This is a genomic window from Nocardia goodfellowii (assembly GCF_017875645.1).
GTDB lineage: Bacteria > Actinomycetota > Actinomycetes > Mycobacteriales > Mycobacteriaceae > Nocardia > Nocardia goodfellowii.
Genome location: NZ_JAGGMR010000001.1, coordinates 4515952 through 4542831, shown reverse-complemented (window position 1 = coordinate 4542831; position 26880 = coordinate 4515952). Strand labels below are relative to the sequence as shown.

The following is a 26880-nucleotide window of genomic DNA, read 5'->3' as shown; positions in this document are numbered from 1 at the left end:
ATGTCATACGAATCCGTCGGCGATGCGCGCGCATCCGGTCGACCGCGACTGATCATCGGTATCACCGGTGCCAGCGCACCACACCTCGCCATCCATCTGCTCACCGCCCTGCAACGCCTGAAAACCGTGGAGACCCACCTGGTCGTGTCCCGCGCGGCGCATCGCACCCTCGAACTCGAGGCGGGCCTGCGACCCGAGGATCTCCGCGGCCTCGCCGATGTCCAGCACCAACGCGGCGATATCGCGGCGAGCATCGCCTCCGGGTCCTTTCTCACCATGGGCATGGTGGTGGTCCCCTGCTCGATGAAGACACTCGCCGCGGTCGCACACGGCTATTCGGACGACCTGCTCGCCCGCGCCGCCGACGTCTGCCTCAAGGAACGGCGCCGCCTGGTGCTGGTCACCCGCGAAACCCCGTTGAGTCTCGTCCATCTGCGCAATATGACGGCGGTGACCGAGGCGGGCGCGATCGTACTGCCGCCGGTACCCGCGTTCTATCAGCAGCCGGCCTCCATCGAGGATCTGCTCGCCCACCTGAGCGGAAAGATCCTCGACCAGTTCGGCATCGAACACGACCTGTCGCCGCGCTGGCAAGGACCGGCCGGCGTGCGCCAACTAGCCGGAGGTCTGGCCCGATGACGTACTCCGACCTCTCCCGGCGGCAGGACCCGCACGACTTTCTGGAGCGTTATCTCGCAACGCATCCCGAGGACGTACTGACGGTCGGCGATGTCGTGCCCGCGGATCAAGGCGTCACCGGACTGATCTACGAACTGGCCGCGCGCGGCCGGGACGAGATGCTGTTCTGCCGCAAGGTCGACGGTGTCGCGGTCCCGGTGGTGAGCAATGTGTTCGCCTCGCGGCAGCGGATCGCCCGCATGCTGGGCACCGAGCCGAGCGGTTTGCACGAGGCCTACGCCGCCCGGGCGGCCCAGCCGCTGGCACCGCGTCGAGTGGATTCCGGGCCCATCCTCGAAGTCGTCGACACCGATGCGGAGGTGGATCTGGCGACGGTGCCGATGCTGCGCCATTTCGCCTCGGACCGCGCGCCTTACATCACCAGCGGCATCATCGTCGCGGAGGATCCCGAGACCGGGGTGGGCAACCTGAGCTATCACCGCTCGATGGCGCACTCGCGCACCGAGCTGGCGACCAGCCTGCATTCGCGCGGCGACCTGTGGCGCATGCTCGCGAAATACGCCGAGCTGGGTAGACCGATGCCGATCGCCATGGTGATCGGCGGGCACCCGCTGTTCATGCTCGCGGCCTCGGCCCGCGTCGGTTACGAGGTCGACGAACGCGCGATCGCCGGCGGACTGCTGGGTGAGCCGCTCGAGATCGTCGCGACGCCGCGCCACGGCATCGGGGTTCCGGCCTGGTCGGATTTCGTGCTGGAAGGCGAGATCGATCCGGCGGCGCGGGTCGAGGAGGGTCCCTTCGGGGAGTTCTCCGGCTATTCCTCGAACCGATCCACCAACAATCTGGTGCGAGTCACGGCGATCATGCGGCGGCGGCAGCCCATTCTGTTCGATGTCGAGGGCGGCAATACCGCGGAGCATCTCAATCTCGCCCGGATTCCGCGGGAGTCGGAAATGGCGGAGAAGCTCAAATCGCGTTTCCCGGATGTGACCGCGGTGCACTATCCGACCTCCGGGACGCATTTCCACTGCTATGTGGCGGTGCGGCAGAGCAGGCCCGGTCAGGCGCGCCAGATCATGCTGGGCCTGCTCGGCTGGGATCCCTACGTCAAGACCGTCATCGCGGTCGACAGCGATATCGACCTCACCGACGACTCCGCGGTGCTCTGGGCGCTGGCCACCCACTTCCAACCGCACCGCGACATCCTCACCGTCGACGGGCTGCCGGGCTCGCCCCTGGATCCGTCCTCGACCAGCGACGGAACCACCTCCCGGCTGGGCCTCGACGCGACCCGGGGCCCCGGCTTCGACGGCAAGCGGATCGAGATCTCGCCCGACGCGCTCGCCCAGGCGCGAACGATCCTCAATTCCCTCAACCGACAAGGAGATACCCATGTCTGACAGCGCCAAGATCCCTGTGACAGTTCTGACCGGATTCCTCGGCTCCGGCAAGACGACATTGGTCAATCACATCCTGACCGCCAATCACGGGCACCGAATCGCGGTCATCGAGAACGAATTCGGTGAGATACCCATCGACAACGATCTCGTGCTGAACGCGGACGAGAAGATCATCGAGATGAGCAACGGGTGCTGCCTGTGCTGTACGGCGCGCACCGACCTGATCGAGATTCTGCGTTCGCTGCTGGCGCGCAGTGACCGCTTCGATCGCATCCTGATCGAGACCAGCGGGCTCGCCGACCCGAATCCGGTCGCCCAGACCTTCTTCGTGGACGAGGAGATCGCCGCGAACTTCGCGCTGGACGCCATCGTCACCTTGGTCGACGCCAAACATGTCCGCGGCCATCTCGCCGAGGTGGGTGCCGACGGCGTGGGCCATCAGGTGGTCGATCAGATCGCCTTCGCGGACCGGATCATCATCAACAAGGTGGACCTGGTCGACGCCGACACCGTGCACGAGGTCCAGGCGGCGGTGCGGGCGATCAACGCGACCGCAGACATCATCACCTCGCAGTACGCGGCGATCGATCTCGGTGATGTGCTGGGCATCGGCGCCTTCGATATGGCGCGGACCATGGCGGGTGACCCGCACTGGCTCGACGAGGACAACCATCAGCACGACCCGAGCCTGACCTCGGTCGGGATCGAACTCGACGGTGGTTTCGACCAGCGTGCGCTGGAGTCCTGGCTCAGCGCCCACCTGGCCGAGCGGGGCGGCGACGTGTTCCGGATCAAGGGTTTGTTCGCGGTCGCCGACGACAGCCGCCGATTCGTGCTGCAGGGCATCCACAGCATGTTCGAGATTCGGCCGTCCGCGCCGTGGCAGGGCGAAAACCGTTCCGGCAAGGTCGTTTTCATCGGGCGCGAGCTGGATCGCGCCGAACTGACCCGCGGCCTGCGGTCCTGCCTCGCCGGGTGACGGCGACTCACCTCAACGCACAGGAGTGCTCCGATATGGAATTCTTGCGACCCGGCTCATGGGCCGAAGCGCTGGCGGCGAAAGCCGCCTATCCCGAGGCGGTTCCGATCGCCGGGGGTACCGACGTGATGGTCGAGCTCAACTTCGACGTCAAACGTCCGGCCTTGCTGCTGGACCTGACTCGCGTGGGCGAGCTCACGGAATGGGCCTGCGACGACGGTGCGCTCCGCATCGGCGCGGGTGTCAGCTACACCCGTCTGATCACCGAACTCGGCGATGTCCTACCGGGTTTGGCGATGGCCGCGCGCACCGTCGGCTCACCGCAGATCCGCAACCGCGGCACCGTCGGCGGCAATCTGGGCGCGGCTTCCCCCGCCGGTGACGCGCATCCGTCGCTGCTCGCCGATGATGCTGTCGTAGAGGCACATTCGGTCCGGGGTGTGCGTGATATCCCGATCACCGACTTCTATGTCGGGGTCAAACGCAACGCCCTGGCGGCCGACGAACTCATCGGCGCGTTCCGGGTGCGGCCCGCGACCGGGCCGCAGCAGTTCGCCAAAATCGGCACCAGGAACGCCATGGTCATCTCCGTGGCCGCGTTCGCGCTGTCGCTGCACCCCGAGCGGCGGGCGGTGGGTACCGGATTCGGTTCGGCGGCACCCACACCGCGCCGGGCGATCGCGGCCGAGCAGTTCCTGGGCGCGGAATTGACCGCCGGTGGATGGTGGGAAAGCCGCGCCGAGCTCCGGCCCGCCGTCGTCACTCGTTTCGGGGAGCTGGTCGCGGAGGCGGCCGCACCCATCGACGACGTGCGCGGCACCGCCGGATACCGCCGGCACGCCTTGGCGGTGCTGGCCCGGCGAACTCTCGCCTGGGCCTGGAAAGACTATGCGAGCGAAAGGAAGGCGGCCTGATGCGTGTCACCTTCACTGTCAACGGCGAACCCGTGACCGTCGACGATGTGTGGCCGGGCGAGAGTCTGCTCTACATCCTGCGCGAGCGGATGGGTCTGCCCGGCTCCAAGAATGCCTGTGAGCAAGGCGAATGCGGTTCCTGCACCGTCTATCTGGACGGCACCACGGCTTGCGCGTGCTTGGTGGCGGCCGGGCAGGTCGAGGGTCGCTCGGTGCGGACCGTCGAAGGTCTGGCCGAGGGCGGCCGGCTGGATCCGATGCAGCAGGCTTTCGTCGAGGCCGGGGCGGTCCAATGTGGCTTCTGCACACCGGGTCTCATTGTGCAGGCCAGTGACCTGATCGACCGGAATCCGGAACCCTCGGATGTCGAAATCCGGGAGGCGCTGGCCGGGAACCTCTGCCGCTGCACCGGATACGAGAAGATCCTCGACGCGGTGCGGTTGGCGGCCCAGCGAAAGGCCGCGCGGTGATCGGGTCATCTCGTGCGTGATATCGCGCATCAGCTGCTCGAATGGCATTGCGGCGGCGTGGAATACGCGCTGGCGACGGTGATCGGCACGAGTGGCAGCGCGCCCCGGCCGCCGGGCGCGGCGATGGCGGTGTCGGCGGACGGCCGGGTGGCGGGCAGCGTCTCGGGTGGCTGCGTGGAGGCGGCCGTACACCAGTTGTGCCTGGAGGCGCTGGACTCCGGGCGCGCGGTGCGACAGCGCTTCGGCTACAGCGACGACGACGCGTTCGCTGTCGGGTTGACCTGCGGCGGCGAGGTCGAGATATTCGTGCATCCCGCGCCGGGCGCGGCACTGGAGCCCGCCCTCTCCGCGCTCACTCGCGGGGAGCCGGTGACGGTGGTGCGGTCGCTCGGCTCCGCCGTTCGCACGACCGTCATCCCGGGCGAGCCCATGAGTGAAACCGGTTTGCGCACTGCGGAATTCATGGAGTGCTACAGTTCGCCGCCGCGGCTGCTGATCTTCGGGGCGATCGACTACGCCGCGGCACTCGCCGCGATGGGCCGGTTCCTGGGCTACCGGGTCACCGTCTGCGATGCCCGCCCGGTGTTCACGACGGCGGACCGCTTTCCCGAGGCGCACGAGGTCGTCGTGGACTGGCCGGACCGGTATCTGCGTTCACTCACCGTCGACGCCAGAACGGTGGTGTGCGTCCTGACCCACGACGCCAAATTCGACCTGCCGTTGCTGGAGGTCGCACTGCGGCTGCCGGTCGGCTATGTGGGCGCGATGGGATCGCGCCGCACCCATGCCGAACGACTGCGCCTCCTGCGCGAAAGCGGCCTGACCGATCGCGAATTGGCGCGGTTGCGCTCACCCATCGGACTCGATCTGGGCGGACGGACACCGGCGGAGACGGCCGTCTCGATCGCCGCCGAGATCATCGCCGAGGTGCGCGGCGGCACCGCGGCACCGCTGGTGCTGACGGGCGGTGCCATTCACCGCTAGCGCCTACGGCGAGGTCGAGATCCCGCCAGCACCATGGGCAGGCGATTCGTACCGTCGACCGATATGAACGCTGATCTCGCTACCCCCGCCGCCCCGCGATTGCGGGGACCCGTCGTGCTTTTCATGGCGCTCGCGGCCACGCTCGGCACCTCGACGACCTACTGCTTGCAGCCCGCGATCGCCGATGTGGCGGACACGCTGGGTGTACAGGTCACGGCGGTGGGGTTCGCGCTCGCCTGCGGGCCGATCGGGTACATGGCAGGGCTGGGACTGCTGGTCCCGCTGGTCGACCGGTTCGCGCCGGATCGGGTGCTCGCCGCCCAATTCGCGGTGCTGGCAATCGCTTTGGCGTCGAGCGCCGCGATCGGCGGCGTGTGGCAGTTGGGGCTGATCACCGCCGTGATCGGCGCCTGTTCGGCCGTCGGCGCGGGGCTCAGCTCGGTCGCGGGCCGGCTCGCGCATCCGGATCGCCGCGCGCGAACGCTGGGTCTCGTGACCGCCGGGATCTCGGTGGGGATCCTCGCCGGACGGATCATCGGCGGTTGGCTGTCCGACGAGATCGGCTGGCGTGGCATGCTTGTGGTCTTCGCCGCCGCCAGTGCGGTGATCGGCGGATGGTGCCTGGTAGCGCTACCGGCCAGTCGGGGTACGACCGCGCGCGGTTACCTCGCGACCCTGCGCTCGCTGCCCCAATTGCTGATGCGCCATAGCGCTCTTCGGGTCGCGGCTTGTGCGGGAGCCTTGTGGTTCTTCGCGTTCTGCGCCGTGTGGGCGGGGCTCGCGGTCGCACTCGCCGAACCGCCGTTCTCGTACTCGGCCGAGCGCATCGGCCTGTACGCCCTGGCCGGACTCTCGGGGCTGCTGGCGACGCAGATCGCCGGGACGTGGACCGATCGGGTGGGAGCCCGGCGCGTCATCCTGCTCGGACTCGGGCTGGCGGGCGCGTCCGCGATCGTCGCCGCCTGCGCGCTCGGCAGCACTCCGGTCACACTGTGCTGTCTCGCGCTCTTCGACGCGGGCCTCTTCGCCGCGCAGGTCGCGAATCAGAGCACGGTGCTGGCGATCGATCCGGCGGCTCCAGCACGGTTCAACAGCGCCTACATGCTGGTCTACTTCGTCGGCGGCAGCCTCGGCACCGCATTCGGCGCGGCCGCGGTCGACTGGTTCGGCTGGACGGCTACCGCGCTGATCGCCGCGGCGGCCATGGCGGCCGCCGCGGCGATCATTCGCGCGACTCAGCGAGTCGGCCCGGTCACTCGGTCGCTGTCATCCAGGTGCTGACCGCCCAGATGACGACCACATCCAGTGCGATGATCAGGATCGACCAGGCCGGATAGTAGGGCAGGGCGAGGAAGTTCGTCACGATCGAGACCGCCGCGAGCGTGATCGCGGCGACCTTGCCCCAGGTCGTTCCGGTCGCGAGCCCGAAAGAGCAGACGAGCAGCAGAATCCCGACCACGACGTGAATCCAGCCCCACGTCGTGAGATCGAACTTGTAGGCGTACTCCGGGCCGACGACGAAGACATTGTCCTCGGCCACGGCGGAAATGCCCTGGAGCAGATTGAGCAAACCGACAGTGAACAGCAGGATCGCGGCGCCGATGGAGGTACCCATGGCGATCGCCTGCCGCGTCGGATACTCGGGTTCGGGTGCGGAGTGGGACATATGCAAGTTCCTCTCTCGTAAAGCCGAACTGCCTGGACAATTGCTACATATCGTCAGCGTAGGGTTCGAACGGCTCATATCGCGGGATTTAGCCCGCACTTCGGAACTGCGCGAATATCGGGTTAACGATCGCCGGGTCGCCGGAGGCGGTGCAGCAGCACGACCGCGACCGCGAGGGCCGCGCCCAGTACGCCGAAACCCGCGGCGATCGCGGCGAAGGCGGTGCCGCCGATCGCGACGCTGCCGAGGGCGGTGTTGCCCGCCGCGTGTCCGACATTCATCACGGTGCTGTGCCAGGCCACCACGGTGGTGCGGGCGGCGGGGCGGACGTCCGCGAGATAGGCCTGTTGCGCCGAGTAACTGAGACCGCCGGCGAGACACCACATCGTCAAGGCGAGCACGAATATCCAGAGCGTCGTGGTGCCGGCCGCGAGAGCGACCGCGGCGGCGAAGAACAGTGCGCCGGCCACGGTGATCCAGCCCTCGTGGTGGCCACCGCGGCGCTGCCGGTCGACCAGGGCGCCGCTGAGCAACGATCCCACGATGACGGTGACGCCGACAAGGGCGCCGACGAGCCCGCGCGCGGCCACGTCGAAACCGAAGCGTGACTCCAGCAGCGCACCGACGTAGGTGAACGCGCCGAGCCGCCCGGCCTGCACGGCGAAAGTCGCGGCCAGTGCCAGGCACACCACCGGAACGGCCAACGGCCGCACCATATTCGACCAGCGGACCGCGGTCTCGCGCGGCGCGCGGGTATCGATCGTCCGCACGGCCCACCCGAGCACCGCCACGAACCCGACGCCGATCGCCAGATAAGGCAAGCGCCATCCGAACACCTGGGTGGCGAACGCCCCCAGGGGAACACCGACGACCTGCCCGAAACCGTAGACCGCGAATCCGTTGGTGATCGCGCGTCCCCGGCGCGGCGGCGGGCAGATATCGGACAGGTGCGCCCACGCGGCCGGGAGTGCGACCGCGGCGGCGAATCCCATCAGAGTGCGCGCGAGCAGCATCTGGGGGAAATTCTGCGCCAAGCCGACACCGATATTGCTGATCGCGAACAGCGCCATGCCGGCCAGGACCGGTTGTCGTTTCGGCCTGATATCCGACAGCACACCCAGCGGCGGCCCGAATACCGCGTAGGTCACCACGAACGCGGTCGACGTCGCCGCCGCCAGTGCGATGGAGATGTCCAGATCCGCGGCGAGGGCCGGCAAAATCGGTGGCATCAGGAAGCCCTCGGTGCCCATCACGAAGAACAGGAAGTACAGCACCGCGCACTGGTGGCGCGCGGAGGATCGCCTCCGATCTACGCGGACAGCGCTGCCGTCCCGGTCGACGCCGCGCAGCAGGCTCATTCCGGCGCTACTGTCCGGCCAACCGCTCGACGATGGCGGCACTGACCCGCGGCGCGCCGAGCATGAAGTGGCTGATACCCAGCTGCTCTCGCAGCGTCAGGCACTTGTCGGCCAGTTGGTCGATCGTGCCGATCCACACATGCGGGGAGTCGAGGTAGTCCCGCACCGTCAGTTCCGCGCCGGTCCGCGCGCGAATGTCGTCGAGCCGGCGCCGGGCCTCGGCGAGCGCGTGGCCGGTCACGGTCACCGGCGCGGCCGCGGGATGGGTGGCCGAGGCGTAGGTCGACAGTTCCAGACTGTCGAACCGATCACCGGCGGCAGCGCGCACCCAGCCGAGCTTCTCCACCGTGGCCGCGAGCGTGATACTGGCGGGGTCGGCGAACATGCCACCGGACTGATTCGGCGTGATTCGCGGCGCCAGCCCGACGATGTCGGCGAATTGCCCGGCCGTGGTCAGCATTCGCCTGCCACCCCCGCCCAGCAGGAACGGCGGCCGCCGGGCCGGTTTGGGCAGGCCGTCGTGCTCACGGATCGTGAAATGCGCTCCGGCATAGGAGAACCGCTCGTCCGCGAAGCAGCCCCGGATGACCTCGACCGCTTCCCGCACCCGGGACACCCGCACACCGACCGGAGCGAAGGTGAGGCCGGTCGCCAGGTATTCCTGGCGATTCCAGCCGGCGCCGAGCCCGATTTCCAGGCGACCCTCCGACAACAGGTCCAGCGTGGCCAGCTCCTGCGCCAGCACCGCGGGATGACGGAGATCGACATTGAGCACGTAGGGGCAGACCCCGATGCGCTCGGTCGCCAGCGCCGCCGCGGTCAGCAGGGGAAGAGGGGCGTATTGCATGTCCAAGTGATCAGGGAACACGATCGTGTCGAAACCCGCCGACTCCGCGAAACGCGCGGTCTCCTGGATCTCCCGCACACTGGCCGGACCGATGGCGGCGCGCGCACTGAAGCGGAAACGTCTCGTCATGATCCCGGATCCGGTTCCGGGGGCCGCCGATGCCGCTGTGCGAGTTCGGTTTCCAGCGCCGCCGCCACCCGGAACACCGTCGCCTCGTCGAAGGCGCGCCCGATGATGTGCAGGCCGATGGGTAACCCGTTGGCGGCGAACCCGATCGGGAGCTGCACCGCCGGGTGGCCGGTGACATTGAACGGAATGGCGAACATGTCGTTGACCAGCCGGGGCGGCGGCCAATCGGCGGGGAAATCCTCCCATCGGGCGGCCGTGGTCTGTCCGGACGCCATCACCAGCACGTCATTGTGGCCGAACACGATCTCGTCGAGTGCCCGGGTGAGCCGCTCGCGCGCCCGGTAGGCCCGCAGCAGGTCGGCCGCCGCGACGCCTGCCCCGGGCATCATCCGCTGATAGGTGTAGCGGGCGAAGGACTTCGGGTGCCGGCGCAGCAGGTTCTCGTAGTTGGCGAACGCCTCCGCGGCGAAGATGATGCGGCCGCATGCGTTGAACAGGTCGTACGGCGGCAAAGTGACCTCGGTGACGCGCGCGCCGAGATCGTCGAGCAGGCCGAGCGCTCGCGCGACACCGGAGTGGATCTCCGGCAGCGTCGCGGGATCGTCGGCGTACCAGCCGGGCGCGGTGGCTATCCGCAGTCCGGCGACGCCGCGATCCAGCACGCCCAGGTAGTTCGGCGGCGGGGTTCCGGCGGTGCGCGAGTCACGCGGATCCGCACCGGCCAGCACCTGCAACAGCGCGGCCGTATCCGCGACCGTCCAGCTCAGGGTGCCGAAGTGGTCCAAGGTGTGCGAAAGCGCCCGGGCGCCATGGCCGGACACCCGGCCGTAGGTCGGCTTGAGCCCGACCGTCCCGCAGTGGAAGGCCGGGCCGCGGATGGACCCCGTGGTGTCGGAGGCGACGGCGGCCCGCACCAACCCCGCCGCGACCGCCGCCCCGGCGCCGGAGGACGACCCGCTCGGAATGTGCGCCGCGCTCCACGGATTCCGGGCGGGCAGAAAGGGCAACTCGAAACTCGGTCCGCCGAGCGCGAATTCGAAGGTGGTCAGCTTGCCGAGCCCCACCGCTCCCCCGGCACGCAACCGCGCCTCGATCGTGCTGTCCGCCTCGGCCACGTGGCCGGCGCACAGCCAGGAGGCGTTGGTGGTCGGCACACCTTCCGCGTCGAAGATGTCCTTCAAGGCGTACGGAATCCCGTGCATCGGACCACGATCGACACCGCCCCGCAGATCGCGGTCCGCCGCGCGGGCCCGCCGCACCGCGCTCTCCTCGGTGACCCGGATGAACGAATGCAATGCCGGATCGAGCCGGGCGATCCGGTCGAGGGCGGCGCGCGTGAGGTCGACCGAGGCGAGTTCACCGGCCCGCAGCAACCGCCCGGCCTCGGGAATGGAGAGTTCGTGCAGCGCGCCGGGGCGCACGGTCGCCTCAGTCATCCGGGAACTCCTCTCGCAAGCGCGCGGCCATGTCCCGCAACCCCTGGTACCCGCGAAGCACACCGCCCTTCCACTCGGCGGGCACCACTATGTTCATCCGCGCGACGCAAACGTCGAACTCCTCCTCGATCGCTGCCGAGACAGCTTCCTGCCCAACGGTATTCATTGCTCGACCTCCTGTTCCGAAACGTGGGTACCCGTGCGTCGGCCGACCAGCTGGGCGCAGGTGATCAGGTCGAGATAGGCGCATCCGGTAGACGCGAAGACTGTTCGCCCGCGCCACAGATCAGCGGCCTGGGCGGTGACCAGCAGACCGAGTTCGATTGCCCCGGCGTGACTTTCACCCGCCTCGGCGACAGCCGTGCGCAACTCCTCGACGATCAGGACGCCGGCCGACAGCAGCTCGGCCGGCACCTCACGGGACTCCGTGGTGTGCGCGCCCATGCAGTTGATGTGCGCGTGGGCGGGCAACCGCGCCGAAATCGGCAGCGGCACGGTCGAAGTGGTCGCGGTCGAGAGCACATCGACACCATGGCTGACCTGCTCGGCGGATTCACAGACCACGACCTCCACCGCGGCCACCGCGGCCACCTCCGCCGCGAACATCGCCGCGCGACCCGGATCGCGGGAGTAGATCCGGACTTCGGCGAGATCACGCACCGCCGACACCCCGAGAAACTGCTGGCGAGCCTGCACCCCCGCGCCGAGAATCCCCAGCACCCGGCTCCCCGGGGCGGCGCACACGTCGGTCACCAGGGCCGTCACCGCGGCGCATTTCAGGTTGGTGACCTCGGCGCCGTCCAGGGTGCCCAGATACCGTCCACTGGAGGCGGCGAACATCGGGACCACAGCGGTGACGGTGCTCCCTCCCGCGCTGCCCGGCGCGATCGTCGCGACCTTGTTGATGTACAGGTCGAAATCGGGCGAGATCGCGGGCATCGAGATGAACTTCGTGCCCGCCTCGTCCGACACGGTCTCGCGCGGCGGCACCAGCATGCGCGCGACCACACCGTCGCGCAGTGCGTCCCGGATCGAAACAGCCACTGTCCGTATCAGTTCCGGCGTGACCGGAGCAGCCACGGCGGTCACGAGAACTCGTCCAGCACGTCGGTGAGCACGGTGACGAAGTCCTCGGTCAGCGCCGCGGTCATATCGCCGCGCAACATCATCCGGAGACCGGCCTGCCCGCGCGCCACAATGGGAAAGAACATCGCCGAGCAGTAGTAACCGCGCCGGTACAGTTCGGTGGACAGCCGGACCGCGCGGTCGTTGTCGCCGACGGTGACGAACTTGATGTGCGATCCGGCGCCCCGAACCTCGCGGCCAGCCATCCGCCGCTCGAAGATGTCGATGTTCTCCCGCAAACGACGTTGGCGCACAGCGAGTTCCGCGCTGCGGTGAACGGCGATGCTGCCGCGCGTCGTCCCGATCGCGGCGGTGCGCAAGCCTTGGGACCACCCCATCGGCCCGGTCCGATACAGGAAATCGAAGAGGCCCGACGAGCCGAGCATCGCGATACCGCCGGTGCTGCCGAACGCTTTGGCCAGCGAGGCGACGATCATGGTGCGATCGTCGAGTTCGCCGAGCACCGAACGGGCGAAGCCCGCGCCGTTCGTACCTCGCGTCGACAACCCGTGCGAGTCGTCGAGGTAGACATACATCCCGTAGCGGTCCTGCAGCGATCTGATACCCGCCAGGTCGGCGTGGCCCCCGGTGGAATAGACGCCCTCACACACATACGCCACCCGCGGATACTTCCGGCAGACATCCTCGAGAAACCGCATGTCGTTGTGCGGGCAGGTCAGCACGAGCGCCTCGTCCGCCACGATCGGCTTCACGAAGTTCATCGAGAAGTGCGCGAACCGGTCGAAGACCACCACCATCGGCTCGGTGCCGGTCAGGTGGCCGGACGCCAGCATCGGCAGCACCGCGGCGCTGAGGACCCCGCAGGAAATCGACGGCACCACCCGCGCGTCGAACAGTGCCGACAACTCGTCTTCCAACTCGACCATCGACGCCAGCCGAATTCGGCACTCGGCCATCGCCAAGCCGGTCACCTGCTCGGTGCGCAGCGCCTCGATTCCGGCCTCGAGGACCGCCGGATGACTGTTCAGCCCCAGGTAGGAACAGGAGGCGAGATTGACGAACTCGTGCCCGGTGCGCATGTCGCGCAACCGATTCTGACCGCCGGTGGCGTCGACCCGGATGCCGAGCATGCCGTTGTCCTGCGCGAGTCGCCACGCGGACTCACTCGCCGGGACCATCCGCTGGTTGTTCCGGAACCGGTGCGGCCCCATCACCGCGGTGGTGTCCCCGGTCCGATTGCCGGCGACCTGCATCAGTCGCCGGCCGTGGGCCGCACGCCGACGCGGGCGTCCACGCCGACGTGATAGCGCTCGTGATCCGGCGTGTGCGCGTCCGGCACCGTGACTTTCACCTCCGGCATCGCCAGGCGATAGTGGCTGTACCAGTTGGTCAAGTTGCTGTCGTCGGTGAACTGCAATTCGATATGGCGCAGCGGGCGCTTGCCGGGCTCGGCCGGGTCGGTCAGGCGCGGCGCGGAACCCGCGTGCGCCAGCCCGCCGGAGACCTCGTTGTTCAGCACCACCATGATCATGTCGTCGATCAGATCGGCGTCCACCACGGCCGCGTGCTCGGCCAGGATCTCCTGCGCGTACTGCTGTTTGACCGCCACGTTGTAGCTGTGCGGCATCAACTCGACCAGGTCCGCCGGGTCGATGCCGTGTCGGCGGCAGTATTCCCTGGTGTCGCAGACGATCGGCAGACCACCGGTGATATTCGTATTGGGCCCGTAGACATTTCCGATGAAAACCGTGGCCGAATCGAAGTGCACGCATTTGGTGCTCAAAAACTCCCGTGATTCGGTGTGATCGGCATTCATGGTGAACGCGACATTCTTGTTGAACCCGTCCAGGTCCATGCCGATGACTTTCTCGTAACCCATGACCACGGGCGTGTGCGCGGACAGATCGACGGACTCGGTGAACGCCCGGAATATCTCCTCGAAATAGTCGCGCATGACCATCGCGTCGGCCTCGTCGTGCACATCCATTCCGTGTGCGGTCAGCAACTCGCGCGCGCCACGACACACCGCGAGGCCCGCTCCGTCGGCGACCAGCGATACCAGCCGTGCCGTCAATTCCCCGGGCACGGTGGTGAATTTCCCGTCGACCGGTTCCACGTCGTACTCGCTGATATCGACCCAGGATTGCCGCACGATATCGGTCATCGAAATGCTCATCGTTCCTCCATGGTTGGTGTGGTAACCGGTCAGCGGACCGGGCGCGGGTGGCCGTCGTACAGCGCGAGCATGCGGCGCGCCTTCAGCACGAACGGCGGGGCAACCACCCGCTCTTTGGTGACGGTGAAGCCCGCCGCGTCGGCCTCGTAGTCCTTGATGATCTGGCGGTACCGATCCAGTTCGGCGGGATCGACGGCGAAGGTGCGCACGATCGGGTCGACCTGCCTCGGATGAATGGCGGCTTTCCCGGTGAAACCGCATTGTTTGGCGGCCTCGCTCTGTGCCCGGATCAGCTCGACATCCCACAATTCGAAGGAATTTCCGTCAACCACGGGCAGGCCGTATCGTGAAGCGGCACTGCACATCCGGGCCCGCGCGTGCGCCAGGTAGGACTCGTCCGGCGCCCACAACTCCGCGACCAGATCGGCGGGTCCGAAACACAGTCCGTTGCTCGCGGCCGCGATGTCGAAGACGTTCTCGACCGCGTCCACGGTCTCGATGATGGCGCCGATCTCCGGCGGATCGTCCAGCGCGGACAACAGCGACCGATACATGGCCACATCGCGCCCAGCGACGATCTTGGGCACCAGCACCAGACGCACCGGCAGCCCGCCGACCTCGCCACCGAGCGCCAGCAGCGCCTGGATGTCGGCCAGCCCGTCGGGCGTCTCGATGCTGTTGATACGCAACGTGATTCCGGGCAAGCCGGTCGTCGTCAAGTCGATGTCGGCCAAGCGCGCGCGGGCCGCCGGCTTGGCCTGCTTCGGCACCGAATCCTCGAGGTCGAGCACCAGGTCGATGGAGTGCCGGGGCACCGTCTTCAGCAGGGTGTGCGCGCGGTAGGCCGGAACATAGAACATGCACGGGTCGATATTCATGCGCGCGTCTCCCGCATGGCCGCGAGCAGCGTGCGGTCGAACTCGATGACCTGGACTCCGTCTTGATTGCGTCCCACCGTGTGGACCGAGACGATGCCCTCACCGGGCCGCGAGGCCGACGGTCGTTTGGCGAGGATCTCGGTTTCCGCGTACAGCGTGTCGCCGACGAAAACCGGTGCGGTGAGCCGGACTTTGTCCCAGCCCAGATTCGCCACGGCTTGCTGGCTGATGGTCTTGACCGTCATTCCGTTCACGATCCCGAATGTCACCAGGCTCGAGACCAGCAGTTGTTTGAACGGAGTTTCCGACGCGTACACCGCGTCGATATGCAGCGGGTGCTGATTGAGGCACAGCAGCGAGCTCCAAATGTTGTCTGTCGTGGTGATCGTCCGGCCCGGACGGTGTTCGAAGACGTGGCCGACGATGTAGTCGTCGTAGCGCAAACCCACGTCCTCGCGAAAGCGGCCGGGTTCGACCTCATGAAGATTCATCCTGCCCCCAGTTCCTGTGATGGGAGGAATTGCTTTCTGGCACAGGAAGCTACCGCCGCCGCTTTCCAGCCGTCAAGGCACTGTTTTGCCGCTGCGTCGCCGCTACCATTCGGCGATCTCGTTGTTGTGTAAAGGATTCGGAAATCGACCTCGAGCGGCATTCCGAAAGCGCATCGTGCGCAACTGATCACAGCGCACACAATCACTCGGGGCGGGCCCGGGGCGCCGCGAATACGCCGACAACTATCGCCACCTGCGACGCCACCGGTGAATGTATCTCTAGCAACGGGAGGGTGAACCGGCTAGGTTTCCATGAGATCTAGGCAAGGAGTACACATGGATACGGTTGTGGATGGGGTGAGCAGAGGACTCCGCAACCTGCGCCGCACACGGAATATGACGCTGGCCGCGCTGGCCGAGCGCGCCGGATTGACCGATGGCTATCTTTCCAACGTCGAGAACGGGGTCACCACACCGAGCTTGCGCACACTGGCGACCCTGGCGACAGCGCTGGAGACGGACATGTCGGCATTCTTCCCGCCCGCGCCGCGACCGAGCGTGCATGTGTACCGCGCGAGCGAGAAGTCCCGCACCCACCTGGCGCGCGGCGGCGAGAACTACACCGTCGTGTCGGCGAGCTCGGCCGACTCGACCAGTACCGGCCTGCTCGGCCGGATCGGCCCGGCGGGGTCACCACGGTCCTACTCCGGCCGCGGCGAGCGAATCCTGCTGGTGCTCGACGGCGAGGTCGAAGTCCGGGTCGGCGCCACGGGGCATCGACTCGGACGCGGTGAGACGCTGCATTACGCGTGCCGCCCCGGGCACCGGCTCGAGGTGACCTCCGGCGAGCCCGCGGTGATCCTGTGGGTCCTCACCCCGCCGGTCCTGTGACCGGATCCGACGTCGGCGCGAACTCGCCGATCGTTCGGGTGGGTGATCGGCTTCGGCAAATCCGGCAGGACCGTGGGCTCACGCTCACGGCGCTCTCCCGCTCGTGTGGCGTCTCGGTCTCCTACCTGTCCGCGGTCGAGAAGGACATCAATCAGCCCTCGCTGCACACCTTGGCCGCGATCACCGCGGCGCTGGGCGTCAGCATTCCCGACGTGGTGGGACATCTGGGGCAGGCGCCGGCCCGCCGTGCCCTGCTGCCCGACCAGCCGGGCACGGTCGAGATCGCGCACGCGCGGTTGCGGCTGCGCGGCAGCGTCGTCACCGCGCGTCCGGACGAGCGAGGCACCTGCCCGGTCGAACTGGACGACCGCAATCTGTTCCTCTACGTGGTGTCCGGTGCCCTCGCCGTCCGGGTCGACGGAACGGACTATCGGCTCGATATGGGCGATGCCCTGGAGGCGACCGGCCCACGGGAGGTGAGCTGGCACAGCCCGGCCGAGTCGACAGTCCTGTGGACCTCGTCCCCGAGCGACGATTGCTGACGACCCGCCACTTTTCCGGGTATCCCTGAGCGCAGGACCGGCCGCACCGGAAAGTCCGGCGTCAACGGGTGTAGCGGTGCTTGACCCCGGCCGGGAAATAGTCGGGGTCGCCCGCGGGCCGCAGCTCCACATGCGGCAGCTGCCGTTCCGGCGGCACATAGTTGGCGTATTCGCTGTTGTGGCGCAGCAACTCCGCGCGCACCGACTCGGCCACCAGCCGGGTGCGCGCCGCGGTATTGGCCGCCTCGGGCGCGAGCTCGACGGTGATGCGCAGCAGCCGGTTGCGGTCCGCGTCCTCCCAGGCTTCGAGGACGAATTTGCCGGTCACCCAATCGCAGAGGCCGGGTTGCTCCAGACCGAGCGCGACGGTTTCGGGGAAGACGTTGGCGCCGAACACCGAGACCGCGTGCAGCGACCGGCCGAAGACGTAGACGAACGGCAATTCCGGGCCTTCCCCGGGGTCGAAGCCCCGCGCTCGGCACAGGTCCATCAACTCGGCATAGGGCAGCACTCCCCCGTCGTCGGCGAGGTGGTAGCGGATCAGCGGCACCCCGGAGTCGGCGGTGAACACCAATGTCCCGTCGACTGTTTCGAAGTAACGGTCCGCCGGGTCATATTGCAGTAGCGTCGGCAGGCGCTGCCCGCCGAAGACCTGGGCCGCGACGGTGGGCTGCCCGGACAGGAAGCGCCGGATCGCCACGCTGAGCGGGGTCTCGTTGCCGAGCACGCCGCCGTCGGCGGTGCCGTACAGCGCCGCCACGTCACGGCACGGATCCAATCCCGCTCTGCTGCCCATGAGCTCACGCCACTGCTCACTGAAAACCTCACCGGCGCATACCAATTTCACCGCGTAGCGCGGCCACCGCAGCCCGGCGCGCAGACCGGAGTCGAGGACATCCTTGAGGAACGGCGGATAGCCGAACAGCACCACCTGATCGAAGTGCTCCCCCAATTCCGGGATGACACGCAGGATTTCGGCTTTGTTGTTGCCGGGTGCCACGATCGTCAAGGGCAGCCGCGCGGACAGTTCGCGCAAGCAGGCGAGGGTGTAGACGCCGCCTACCCAGGTGCCGAGCGGGAAGCACACCACCGCGAGGGTGCGCCGGGCGGCGCCGCCGAACCCGTCGACCAGCACCTGTTCGAAGCGCCGCGTCGCGGCCTTCTCGTCGGCGGTGGAACGCGGCCAGAAGGTGGGCGTCCCGGTCGAACCGGAGGACACGGCGATTACGTCGCAGCCGGTCAGATCTCCGTCCCGGCAGCGCTCGGGCAGCGGAAAGCGTTGATGGTAATTGGCTTTGGTGACCAGCGGCAGTCCCGCGAACGCCGCGGCGTCCGTGATCCGGGCGGCATCGACATTGTGGTCACCGAGGAATTTCTGATAGGCGGGCACGGTGGCCGCGGTGCGCTGGAACAGGTCCAGGACGGCGGGAAAGGGATCGGTGGGCATCTGGCGGAGGGCCTTTCTGCGCGACGAACCTGCGTCGCCTCAAAACTACCGCCGAGCCTGCGCGTCCGCGCCCGAACCGCAACCGTGCGACGCACGGCCGTGCCGCGAAATAGATCAGCCCGCGCACCGAATGCGTTGCCGCGGTTGACTTTCGCTCAGCAGTGGTCGCAGCAGGCCGCCGGTTCGGCGCCGCGCGGCGGTGTGGCGCAGCAGAGGTCGCCCTTCCAGGCGTTGCGGCCCTCTTTGACGGCGATGACCGCGATCACCAGCGCGGCGATCGGGTCGGCCCACGACCACCCGAACAAGCTGTTGAGCACCAGGCCGATCAGCAGCACCGCCGACAGGTAGGTGCACAGCAGCGTCTGCTTGGAATCGGCCACCGCGGAGGCCGAACCCAGTTCCCGGCCGGCCCGGCGCTGCGCCCAGGACAGAACCGGCATGATCATCAAACTCGCTGTCGCCAAGGCGATTCCGACCGTCGAATGCCGCGCTTCCGCCGCGCCGAGCAGGGATCGGACCGCGTCCACCGTGACGTAGGCGGCGAGGGCGAAGAATGAGCACGCGATGACGCGCAACGCCACCCGCTCCCGTGCCTGCGGATCGCGCCCGGCGAACTGCCAGGCGACCGCGGCCGCGGAGGACACCTCGATCACCGAGTCGAGCCCGAACCCGATCAACGCCGCCGAGGAGACGCGCGCGCCTTCACTCAGCGCGATGACCGCCTCGAGCACGTTGTAGGTGATCGTCGCGGCCACGAACCAGCGGATACGTCGCGCCAGTGCCGCCCGCCGGTCCGCGGTGGGAGCCGTCGCCGGGGTGGGCATGCCGAGATTCGCCATCAGCAGCACTCCGCTTCGGGGTCATCCGGGCAGCGGCACGCCGGATCCACCGCGAGCACCAGCCCGAGCAGGTCGTCCAGCGCGTGACCGATTCGCTTGTCGGCCAGCTCGTATCGGTTGCGCCGGCCCTCCGGCACCGCCACCACCAATCCGCAACCGCGCAGGCACGCGAGGTGATTCGACAGAATCTGGCGGGATACGCCGAGCTCGGCGGCCAACTCGGCCGGATAGCCCGGGCCCCCGCGCAAGCGCAACAGGATCCGGGTCCGGGTCGCGTCGGAGAGCGCGTGCCCGAAGCGGGCGAGAGCGTCGTTCTGGGTGGCGGTCTGCACGACGCAAACAGTACATCAGAATCTGTATTCAGAAAATGCTGTACAATCGCGCACGCTAGGGTTTGCGCGTGACCTGGACCGTCGGCTTCGACCTTGATATGACCCTGATCAACTCCCAGCCCGGCGTGGCCAAGGCGATCGACACCATCGCCGCCGAGTTCGGGTCGCCGCTACAAGGCGAGCAGATCGCCGCCCGCCTCGGTCCCCCGTTGCCGATGCTGCTGGCCGACGCGGGCGCACCGGAGGAACTCATCCCCGGCATGGTCGCCCGCTACCGCGCGCTCTATCCGACCGTCGTTCCCCTCGTGCCGGCGATGCCCGGCGCGGACGCGGCGCTGGCCGCCGTCCGCTCCCGCGGCGGCAAGATCCTGGTCGTCACCGGCAAACACCAGCCGCTCGCGCAACTGCATATCGACGAGTTGGGCTGGCAGGTGGACGCTCTGGTCGGCGATCTGTGGTCCGCGGGCAAAGCCGGCGCGCTGCGCGCCCACGGCGCGTCGATCTACGTCGGCGACCACACCGGCGACATGCACGGCGCCCGCGCCGCCGAGGTGCACGCCGTCGGGGTCAGCACGGGGCCGTGCGACGCCGCGGAACTCCGCGCGGCCGGAGCCGATGTGGTGCTGACCGACCTCACCGAGTTCCCGGACTGGCTGACCGGCTACCGGTCCTGAATCGGCTTCCGTCGCTGGGTTTTCGCGGTCGGCGTCTCGGCCAGGATGCCGAGGAACGTCGGGCACTCCAGATGACTGGGCGCCGGACACGCGGCGGCGTGCCGCAGCCTGTCGCGCATCGCGGTGAGTTCGCCGATCTTCCGGTCCATTTCGTCGGCCTTGGCCGCGAACATCGCCCGGTCCACCTGCGGCTGGCCGTCCGCGCCGAACATCCGGCCGATCTCGTCGAGCGAGAAGCCCGCCCCCGCTGCCACACTGATCAACGCCAGCCGTTGCAGCACCTGGGAATCGAACAACCGGCGCAGCCCCCGGCGACCGCTGGACGCGATCAGCCCCTTCTCCTCGTAGTAGCGCAGCGTCGAGGCGGGCAGGCCGGATCGCCGGGCGACCTCGGCGATATCCAGAACATCCACGGTTGACCTCGAGTCGACTTGAATTGACACAGTTTAGGCATGGATGCCAAGCAGCGAAATGAAGACCAGCAGTCACGCTGGAACGGACCGGCGGGGAACGCCTGGGTCGAGGCCCAGCACGTGGTCGATGCGGTACTGCGGCCGTTCGAGGAAATATTGGTCGACACGGCTCGCGCCCTGTCCCCCCGGCAGGTGCTCGACGTCGGCTGCGGCACCGGCGGCACCACGCTCGCCGTCGCCGCGGCCCTCGGGTCGAGTCAGGTACTCGGCGTGGACATCTCGGAGCCGATGATCGCCGCCGCCCAGGCCCGAGCCGCCCAGCACGACACTCGCGCCACCTTCCTGCGGGCCGACGCGCAGACACATTCCTTCGAACCGAACTTCGACCTGATCATGTCCCGCTTCGGCGTCATGTTCTTCGAGAACCCGGTGCGGGCCTTCACGAACCTGCGCCGCGCCGCCACCGGCGAGCTGCGCTGCGTCGTCTGGCGCGACGTCGCGGAAAACCCCTTCATGACCGCGGCCGAACGCGCCGCGGCCCCGCTCCTGCCCGACCTCCCCGCCCGAATCCCGGACGCCCCCGGGCAATTCGGCCTCGCGGACGGCGACCGCACCGCCCGCATTTTGCGCGACAGCGGCTGGACCGACATCGCCGTCGACCCGATCGACGTCGAATGCGTCATGCCCGAAGAGGTGCTGACCTGGTACTTCTCCACCCTCGGCCCCGTCGGTATGCACCTGGCCGGGGTGGACGAAGCCACCCGCGCCCGCGTCGTCGAAACCGTCCGGCCCGCCTTCGACCCCTTCGTGCACGGCGACGAGGTGCGCTACACCGCCGCCTGCTGGATGCTCAGCGCGCACGTCTGAGCTCTCGCCAAACCCGCCCTGGCATCGCGTCTTCGAACTAGCGTCGACGAGATGACTGCCATCGTATGGGTGAAACCGGAAGGCGCCGAACTGGCCGAGGTCGAACTCGGTGCGGACCGCCTGCACGCGACCGGGACGGCGATCGGCGGTGATCCACTGCCCTACCGGCTGGAATTCGAGCTCACGACCGGTGCCCGGTGGATCACCGAGCGGCTGTTCGTTACCACCTCCGGTACCGGCTGGACCCGCTCGCTGGAGTTGATCAACAATCCGGCCGGCCGCTGGACGATCAACGTGGAAGCCGAAGGCCGGGTGGACCTTCCGCCACCCGGCGGCGACCCGGCCGCCGTCACCGGCGCGCTCGACTGCGACCTCGGCCTGTCCCCGCTGACCAACACCATGCCGGTCCTGCGCGGCGGCTTCCTGCGCGGCGGCGCGGCCGAACACCTCATGGCCTGGGTCTCCGTCCCGGCCCTCGTGGTGATTCCGTCCCGGCAGACCTACCGCCACGTCCGCCCCGATGTCGTCGAGTACGCCAGCGAACGCTTCACCGAGGAAATAGTTTTCGGCGCGGACGGCCTCGTCGAAAACTATCCCTCGATCGGACGACGCCTGCGGCCCTGAGCTACGCCGCCTTGTACTTGCGCAGGTACTCGCCGGTCAGCGAGGTGGGGTGGGTGAGCAGGTCGGCGGGGGTACCGGTGCAGACGATTTCGCCACCGGCCTTGCCGCCGTCGGGGCCGAGGTCGATCACCCAGTCGGAGTGCGCGACGACGTCGAGGTTGTGTTCGATCACGATGACGGTGTTGCCGCGCTCGACGAGGTTGTCCATCAGGGCGAGCAGGGTGTCGACATCGGACATGTGCAGGCCGGTGGTCGGTTCGTCGAGCACGTAGATCGATCCGGTGTTGCCCAGCTGGGTGGCCAGTTTGATGCGCTGGCGTTCGCCGCCCGAGAGCGTGCTCATGGCCTGGCCGAGGCTCAGATAGTCGAGGCCGACCTCGTTCATGGTGCGCAGCTTGGCGTTCAGCGCCTTCTCGGTGAAGAACTCCAACGCTTCCTCGGCCGAGAGTTCCAGAACGTCGGCGATCGACTTGCCGCGCAACTGATGCACCAGCACCTCGTCGGAGAAGCGGCGGCCGTCGCAGGCGTCACAGTGCGTGGTGACCGGATCCATGTAGGCGATCTCGGTGATGATCACGCCGCGGCCCTCGCACTGTTTGCAGGCGCCATCGGAGTTGAAGCTGAACAGGCCGGGAGTCTGGCCGCTCGCCTTGGCGAACAGTTTCCGGATCGGATCCATCAGGCCGAGATAGGTGGCCGGCGTCGAGCGCGAGGAGGCGCCGATGGCCGACTGGTCGACGAAGATCGCCTCCGGGTGCTCGCGCACGAACACATCCCGGATCAACGAACTCTTGCCCGATCCGGCGACACCGGTGATCGAGGTGAGGATGCCGGTCGGGATCGCGACCGTCACGTCTTTCAGGTTGTGCACGTCGGCGTGCTCGATCAGCAACTCGCCGTTGGCTTTTCGGAAGGACTCCTTGACCCGGAACGGCCGGCGCAGCCCCGCGCCGGTGGGTGTATCGGCGTGCCGCAATTCGTCGAAACTTCCCTGGAACACCACCTCGCCGCCGTGCACGCCCGCGCGCGGGCCGACATCGACGATGTGATCGGCGATCTGGATGACATCGGGATCGTGCTCGACCACCAGCACGGTATTGCCCTTGTCGCGCAGGGCACGCAGCAGATCGTTCAGCCGGCCGACGTCGCGCGGGTGCAGGCCGACGCTCGGTTCGTCGAAGATGTAGGTGAGGCCGATCAAGGTGGAGGACAGGTGCTTGATCATCTTGAGCCGCTGGCCCTCACCGCCGGACAGCGTCGAGGTCGCGCGGTCCAGACTCAGGTAGCCCAGTCCGATATCGATGACGCGTTGCAGCGCGGTGCGGATCGCGTCGGCCAGGCCGACCGCGCCCGGGTCGGTGATCTCCGCCAGCACCGCCAGCAGATCGGTGATCTGCATTCGCGACCATTCGGCGATATTGCGGCCGTTGATCTTCGTGGCGAGCGCCGGCGCGCTGAGCCGGGCTCCGTCGCAGGTGGTGCAGACGCCTTCGGTGAGGAACTTCGCGATCTGCTCGCGCGTCTTTTCACTGAGCGCCGAGGTGTCGCGTTGCAGCCGGGTGCGGGTGAACTTCGCCGCCAGCCCTTCGTAATTCGCCTTCCACGAGCCCTTGGCGAAGGTCAACTCCACCTGGCCGCCGCTGCCGTACAGGAAGTCCTGCCATTCCGCCTCGGAGTAGTCGGCCAGCTTCTTGTCCAGATCGAACCGGCCCGAGTTCCCGTACAACTGCCAATCACCGCTGCCCGGCGCGTATCCCGGCAACAGGATCGCGCCCTCGTTGAGCGACTTGTTCCGGTCCACCAACCGGTCCGGATCGGCCTGCGCCCGGAACCCCAGCCCGTCACAGTCGGGGCACATGCCCTGCGGCACATTGAACGAATAGTCGTAGACCAGCCCGGAGGAGGGTGCGCCGAACCGCGCGAACATCGCCCGCACCATCGAATAGATATCGGTCATCGTGCCGACCGTCGACCGGGGCCCGCCGCCCACCGGCTGCTGGTCGATGATCACCGGCGCGTTCAAGCCCTCGATCGCCTCGGCATGCGGCCGCTCGTAGCGCGGCAGGAAGTTCAGGATGAACGCGGGAAAGGTGGCGTAGAGCTGCCGCTGCGATTCCACGGCGATGGTGTCGAAAACGATCGAGGACTTGCCGGAGCCGGAAACACCGGTGAACACAGTGATCTTGTTCTTGGGGATCTCCAGCGACACATTGCGCAGGTTGTGCTCACGGGCGCCGAGGATCCGAATGACGGCGGCGTCGGGTACGGCGGAATCGGTAGAAGGCATGCCGAACACCATGCCATGGAGTACCGACAAAATATGCGGTGCAGAGTGATGTAAATCACATACATGGCCGTCATGCATCGATAAGTGCTATGTCGCCAAAATCTTTGCCGCGCAGCGGCTCACGACTCGGGCGGCGACTCCCGCGCGCCCACCTTCCGAACTCGGGTCGTCGCCGCGGTGAGGCGCTTTCCGGCACGGTTCTCGGGGTGCAGCCGGGCGACCACGCGGCCGTCACGATCGACCAGTGTCGAATGCGCCTCCCCGTCGGCAAAGGCGTGGCGCTCTCCCCATTGACGCAAGCCCACGATGACAGTGAAGAGATCCTGTCCGGCTTCGGTGAGTTCGTAGTTGTGCCGCCTACCGCCGGGCGCCGTTCGCGTGGTGAGGATTCCGTGGTCGACGAGCCTGCGCAGCCGGTCGGTGAGGATGTTCTTGGCGATGCCGAGCCGCTGCTGGAATTCGGTGAAGCTGGTCGCGCCGTCCATAGCGTCCCGCACGATCAGCAGGCTCCACCGGTCGCCCACGAGGTCGACGGTTCGCGCCACCGGACAGGTGGGGTCGGTCCACTCACGGTCGGAGCCCAGCGTCGAGACCATGAACCCGCCTTCGGATTGGTTGCAATTCGAGACCATTATGCCCTACGGTCGATTGGTTGCGTTTTGCTACCAATATGGAGGCGTTGTGGAGCCGGGAGTAACGACAACCCAGCGAACGGTTTTGGCGCTGGTGTGCGCGGTGGCCGTCTCGGCGATCTATGCGATCCAGCCGGTCCTCGAATCAGCGGGCGCCGATCTGGCTGCGGCACACGGGTCGCTCGGCGCGCTGGTGGCGGCCGGGCAGATCGGCTACTTCGCCGGTCTCGTCCTCTTGGTTCCGCTCGGTGACGTGGTGGATCGGCGCCGACTCATCACCGGGCATCTCATCCTGGTCGCGGTTGGCGCGGCGGTGGCGGCGGTCGCCCCGAATTTCGCCGTCGCGGTGGCGGGTTTAGCTGTCGCGGGCTGCTTCGCTGTCGTCGTCCAGGTGGCCGTCGCCTATGTCGCCGCGCTGTCGGGACCGAGTGAGCGCGGGCGCGACATCGGCGCGGTCACCTCCGGCGTAGTGATCGGCATACTCGGCGGCCGCGTCGTCGCGGGCGTTCTGGGCGACACCGTCGGCTGGCGTCCGGTGTACGCGCTGCTCGCGGTGCTCTGCCTGGCGCTGGCCGTCCTCGCGCGCAGCACACTGGATGCGGACCGGCGAACACCCGGTATGCGATACCGGCAAACGCTGGCGTCGATGGGACGGCTCGCGCGCACGGACCGCCTGTTCCGGAACCGGGGACTGATCGCCTTCTTCCTCTTCGCGTCCTTCGGCGTGCTCTGGAGCGGGCTCGCCCTCCCCCTCGGGGCCGCCCCCTGGCATCTCGGCACCACGCAGATCGGCCTGTTCGGGTTAGCGGGCCTGGCCGGAGCACTCGGCGCCGTCCGCGCGGGACGTTGGGCCGATTCCGGTCACGCGCAAGCGATTACCGGTTCCGCACTGGCCTTGCTCACCGCTTCCTGGCTGCTCATCGCCCACACCGCGAGCACCCTGTGGCTGCTGGTCCTCGGCATCGTGCTGCTCGATTTCGCCGTCCAAGCAGTCCATGTCAGCAGTCAGCATCTACTGGCCCGAGCCCATCCCGAACGCGCCGCGAGTGTGCTGGGCGCTTACATGACCTGCTATTCACTCGGCTCCGCCCTCGGCGCGCTCACGACGACCTGGGCCTACAGCACGTGGGGGTGGCAGGCCTGCTGCTGGATCGGCGCGGCCTACGCACTCGCCGCACTGGCCCTGTGGGCACAGGCCCAGATCACCGGCCGTTATCGCAGTGCTTCGACGACGGAGGCGAACATGGTCGACTTGATCGCCCGGACCGTGTCGGGGTTTTTGCCGAGCAGCGGGGTCAGGCGCTCGACCGCGCGGTCGAGAAGTTGATCCTCGGTAGCGGTTTCGTCGACCAGCCCCGCCGCGAGCGCCGCGGCGCCGCCGTATCGGTGACCGGTGGTCATCGCGGTGATCGCCGCCTGCGGACCGAGCTTGGCCTGGATCAGGGCGGCCATGCCGGGGGTGAACGGGATGTTGATATCGACCTCGGGGAAGCAGTAGTAGCCGCGGTCCTCGCGCATGACGCGATAGTCGTGCGCGATCGCCAGCATCGCCCCGGCGCCGAAGCTGTGACCGTTGACCGCGGCCACGGTGGGCATCGGGAAGGTCAGGATCCGGGCGAACAGGCTCTGCACTCGCTCGACGTACCAGCCCGCCCGGTCACCGTTGGCCATCAGGAAATCCAGGTCCAAGCCGTTGGAGTAGAACTTTCCGGCGCCGACGGTCACCAGGCCGTGCGCACCGGCTTCGACCGCGGCCAGGTGGGCTTCGAGGCTGTCGAGCCAGGCCGGGGAGAACCGGTTTTCGTCGTCGCCGAGGTGTAGCACGGCGATCTTGTCGCGGTAGGTCAGTTGTGTGGTCATGGTGGTGCCTTTCGTTCGG

General features: G+C 67.8%; 30 protein-coding genes. 13 read left to right on the top strand and 17 right to left on the bottom strand.

Annotation, left to right across the window (positions count from 1 at the left end; all coding sequences use genetic code 11):
- The 7 genes from BJ987_RS20920 (at nucleotide 1) to BJ987_RS20890 (ending at nucleotide 6667) form a co-directional block, all read left to right on the top strand.
- Nucleotides 1–639, top strand: coding sequence for a UbiX family flavin prenyltransferase (locus BJ987_RS20920; RefSeq protein ID WP_209892755.1), 639 nt, complete (start codon nucleotides 1–3; stop codon nucleotides 637–639).
- The gene (locus BJ987_RS20915) at nucleotides 636–2039 is read left to right on the top strand and encodes a UbiD family decarboxylase (protein ID WP_209892753.1); all 1404 of its coding nucleotides are present in this window, start codon (nucleotides 636–638) and stop codon (nucleotides 2037–2039) included. Before BJ987_RS20920 ends, BJ987_RS20915 begins: the two co-directional genes overlap by 4 nt.
- A complete protein-coding gene (locus tag BJ987_RS20910) occupies nucleotides 2032–3018 on the top strand; it encodes a CobW family GTP-binding protein (protein ID WP_209892750.1) in 987 nt (328 codons plus the stop codon). Before BJ987_RS20915 ends, BJ987_RS20910 begins: the two co-directional genes overlap by 8 nt.
- Before the next feature lie 35 nt (nucleotides 3019–3053).
- Nucleotides 3054–3932: an FAD binding domain-containing protein gene (locus BJ987_RS20905; RefSeq protein ID WP_209892747.1), complete on the top strand. Its 879-nt coding sequence runs from the start codon at nucleotides 3054–3056 to the stop codon at nucleotides 3930–3932.
- Nucleotides 3932–4402, top strand: a complete 471-nt coding sequence (locus tag BJ987_RS20900) for a (2Fe-2S)-binding protein (RefSeq protein WP_209892745.1) — start codon at nucleotides 3932–3934, stop codon at nucleotides 4400–4402. Before BJ987_RS20905 ends, BJ987_RS20900 begins: the two co-directional genes overlap by 1 nt.
- Before the next feature lie 12 nt (nucleotides 4403–4414).
- Nucleotides 4415–5386 (top strand): XdhC family protein, encoded by a 972-nt coding sequence (locus tag BJ987_RS20895; RefSeq protein WP_209892742.1) that lies wholly within the window; start codon nucleotides 4415–4417, stop codon nucleotides 5384–5386.
- Between the two features lie 63 nt (nucleotides 5387–5449).
- On the top strand, nucleotides 5450–6667 hold the full coding sequence (locus tag BJ987_RS20890; protein ID WP_245366061.1) for an MFS transporter: 1218 nt from the start codon (nucleotides 5450–5452) through the stop codon (nucleotides 6665–6667).
- Here BJ987_RS20890 and BJ987_RS20885 read toward each other — a convergent pair.
- From BJ987_RS20885 to BJ987_RS20840, 10 genes are all read right to left on the bottom strand, one after another.
- Nucleotides 6639–7052 carry a DUF7144 family membrane protein gene (locus tag BJ987_RS20885; protein WP_209892739.1) on the bottom strand — a complete coding sequence of 138 codons (414 nt, stop codon included), beginning with the start codon at nucleotides 7050–7052 and terminating at the stop codon, nucleotides 6639–6641. The genes BJ987_RS20890 and BJ987_RS20885 overlap by 29 nt on opposite strands.
- A gap of 122 nt (nucleotides 7053–7174) precedes the next feature.
- Nucleotides 7175–8410, bottom strand: coding sequence for an MFS transporter (locus BJ987_RS20880; protein WP_209892737.1), 1236 nt, complete (start codon nucleotides 8408–8410; stop codon nucleotides 7175–7177).
- Nucleotides 8411–8417: 7 nt separating this feature from the next.
- On the bottom strand, nucleotides 8418–9386 hold the full coding sequence (locus tag BJ987_RS20875) for a TIGR03621 family F420-dependent LLM class oxidoreductase (RefSeq protein WP_209892734.1): 969 nt from the start codon (nucleotides 9384–9386) through the stop codon (nucleotides 8418–8420).
- Nucleotides 9383–10822, bottom strand: a complete 1440-nt coding sequence (locus BJ987_RS20870) for an amidase (RefSeq protein ID WP_209892732.1) — start codon at nucleotides 10820–10822, stop codon at nucleotides 9383–9385. The genes BJ987_RS20875 and BJ987_RS20870 overlap by 4 nt, the downstream gene beginning before the upstream one ends.
- Nucleotides 10815–10988, bottom strand: a complete 174-nt coding sequence (locus BJ987_RS20865) for a hypothetical protein (protein WP_209892729.1) — start codon at nucleotides 10986–10988, stop codon at nucleotides 10815–10817. The genes BJ987_RS20870 and BJ987_RS20865 overlap by 8 nt, the downstream gene beginning before the upstream one ends.
- On the bottom strand, nucleotides 10985–11911 hold the full coding sequence (locus BJ987_RS20860; RefSeq protein ID WP_209892725.1) for an ornithine cyclodeaminase family protein: 927 nt from the start codon (nucleotides 11909–11911) through the stop codon (nucleotides 10985–10987). The genes BJ987_RS20865 and BJ987_RS20860 overlap by 4 nt, the downstream gene beginning before the upstream one ends.
- Nucleotides 11908–13161 (bottom strand): aminotransferase class I/II-fold pyridoxal phosphate-dependent enzyme, encoded by a 1254-nt coding sequence (locus tag BJ987_RS20855; protein ID WP_209892722.1) that lies wholly within the window; start codon nucleotides 13159–13161, stop codon nucleotides 11908–11910. The genes BJ987_RS20860 and BJ987_RS20855 overlap by 4 nt, the downstream gene beginning before the upstream one ends.
- Nucleotides 13161–14084 (bottom strand): hypothetical protein, encoded by a 924-nt coding sequence (locus BJ987_RS20850; RefSeq protein WP_209892719.1) that lies wholly within the window; start codon nucleotides 14082–14084, stop codon nucleotides 13161–13163. Before BJ987_RS20850 ends, BJ987_RS20855 begins: the two co-directional genes overlap by 1 nt.
- 29 nt (nucleotides 14085–14113) lie before the next feature.
- Complete coding sequence (locus BJ987_RS20845) at nucleotides 14114–14962, bottom strand: HpcH/HpaI aldolase/citrate lyase family protein (protein WP_209892716.1); 849 nt, start codon at nucleotides 14960–14962, stop codon at nucleotides 14114–14116.
- Nucleotides 14959–15453 (bottom strand): MaoC family dehydratase, encoded by a 495-nt coding sequence (locus tag BJ987_RS20840; protein ID WP_209892713.1) that lies wholly within the window; start codon nucleotides 15451–15453, stop codon nucleotides 14959–14961. The genes BJ987_RS20845 and BJ987_RS20840 overlap by 4 nt, the downstream gene beginning before the upstream one ends.
- A gap of 336 nt (nucleotides 15454–15789) precedes the next feature.
- On the opposite strand from BJ987_RS20840, the gene BJ987_RS20835 reads away from it, so the two are divergent.
- Both BJ987_RS20835 and BJ987_RS20830 read left to right on the top strand, forming a co-directional pair.
- Nucleotides 15790–16344 (top strand): helix-turn-helix domain-containing protein, encoded by a 555-nt coding sequence (locus tag BJ987_RS20835; RefSeq protein WP_209892710.1) that lies wholly within the window; start codon nucleotides 15790–15792, stop codon nucleotides 16342–16344.
- Between the two features lie 38 nt (nucleotides 16345–16382).
- The gene (locus tag BJ987_RS20830) at nucleotides 16383–16886 is read left to right on the top strand and encodes an XRE family transcriptional regulator (protein WP_209892707.1); all 504 of its coding nucleotides are present in this window, start codon (nucleotides 16383–16385) and stop codon (nucleotides 16884–16886) included.
- Between the two features lie 61 nt (nucleotides 16887–16947).
- Here BJ987_RS20830 and BJ987_RS20825 read toward each other — a convergent pair whose 3' ends face one another.
- The 3 genes from BJ987_RS20825 to BJ987_RS20815 all read right to left on the bottom strand — a co-directional run bounded on the left by BJ987_RS20825 (nucleotide 16948) and on the right by BJ987_RS20815 (nucleotide 19504).
- Nucleotides 16948–18333 carry a phenylacetate--CoA ligase family protein gene (locus tag BJ987_RS20825; RefSeq protein ID WP_209892704.1) on the bottom strand — a complete coding sequence of 462 codons (1386 nt, stop codon included), beginning with the start codon at nucleotides 18331–18333 and terminating at the stop codon, nucleotides 16948–16950.
- Nucleotides 18334–18488: 155 nt separating this feature from the next.
- Nucleotides 18489–19172, bottom strand: a complete 684-nt coding sequence (locus BJ987_RS20820) for a cation efflux transmembrane domain-containing protein (RefSeq protein WP_245366060.1) — start codon at nucleotides 19170–19172, stop codon at nucleotides 18489–18491.
- A complete protein-coding gene (locus BJ987_RS20815) occupies nucleotides 19172–19504 on the bottom strand; it encodes an ArsR/SmtB family transcription factor (protein WP_209892701.1) in 333 nt (110 codons plus the stop codon). Before BJ987_RS20815 ends, BJ987_RS20820 begins: the two co-directional genes overlap by 1 nt.
- Before the next feature lie 68 nt (nucleotides 19505–19572).
- Between BJ987_RS20815 and BJ987_RS20810 the strand changes: the two genes are divergently transcribed.
- Complete coding sequence (locus BJ987_RS20810) at nucleotides 19573–20178, top strand: HAD family hydrolase (protein ID WP_209892698.1); 606 nt, start codon at nucleotides 19573–19575, stop codon at nucleotides 20176–20178.
- On the opposite strand, the gene BJ987_RS20805 is transcribed toward BJ987_RS20810, so the two are convergent.
- A complete protein-coding gene (locus BJ987_RS20805; RefSeq protein ID WP_307869699.1) occupies nucleotides 20166–20591 on the bottom strand; it encodes a helix-turn-helix domain-containing protein in 426 nt (141 codons plus the stop codon). The two genes, BJ987_RS20810 and BJ987_RS20805, sit on opposite strands and share 13 nt — an antisense overlap.
- A gap of 39 nt (nucleotides 20592–20630) precedes the next feature.
- Here BJ987_RS20805 and BJ987_RS20800 point away from each other — a divergent pair, with 39 nt between their 5' ends.
- Together BJ987_RS20800 and BJ987_RS20795 are read left to right on the top strand one after the other, a co-directional pair.
- Complete coding sequence (locus BJ987_RS20800; RefSeq protein ID WP_209892696.1) at nucleotides 20631–21458, top strand: class I SAM-dependent methyltransferase; 828 nt, start codon at nucleotides 20631–20633, stop codon at nucleotides 21456–21458.
- A gap of 51 nt (nucleotides 21459–21509) precedes the next feature.
- On the top strand, nucleotides 21510–22082 hold the full coding sequence (locus BJ987_RS20795; protein WP_209892695.1) for a putative glycolipid-binding domain-containing protein: 573 nt from the start codon (nucleotides 21510–21512) through the stop codon (nucleotides 22080–22082).
- Nucleotide 22083: 1 nt separating this feature from the next.
- Here BJ987_RS20795 and BJ987_RS20790 read toward each other — a convergent pair whose 3' ends face one another.
- Nucleotides 22084–24369: an ATP-binding cassette domain-containing protein gene (locus BJ987_RS20790; RefSeq protein ID WP_209892693.1), complete on the bottom strand. Its 2286-nt coding sequence runs from the start codon at nucleotides 24367–24369 to the stop codon at nucleotides 22084–22086.
- Nucleotides 24370–24488: 119 nt separating this feature from the next.
- Nucleotides 24489–24965, bottom strand: a complete 477-nt coding sequence (locus BJ987_RS20785; RefSeq protein ID WP_209892689.1) for a winged helix-turn-helix transcriptional regulator — start codon at nucleotides 24963–24965, stop codon at nucleotides 24489–24491.
- Between the two features lie 85 nt (nucleotides 24966–25050).
- Here BJ987_RS20785 and BJ987_RS20780 point away from each other — a divergent pair, with 85 nt between their 5' ends.
- Entirely contained in the window at nucleotides 25051–26328 is a 1278-nt protein-coding gene (locus tag BJ987_RS20780; RefSeq protein ID WP_307869698.1) for an MFS transporter, read from the top strand.
- Here the strand turns inward: BJ987_RS20780 and BJ987_RS20775 are convergent.
- The gene (locus BJ987_RS20775) at nucleotides 26214–26861 is read right to left on the bottom strand and encodes an enoyl-CoA hydratase-related protein (RefSeq protein ID WP_209892686.1); all 648 of its coding nucleotides are present in this window, start codon (nucleotides 26859–26861) and stop codon (nucleotides 26214–26216) included. The genes BJ987_RS20780 and BJ987_RS20775 overlap by 115 nt on opposite strands.
- Nucleotides 26862–26880: the final 19 nt, after the last annotated feature.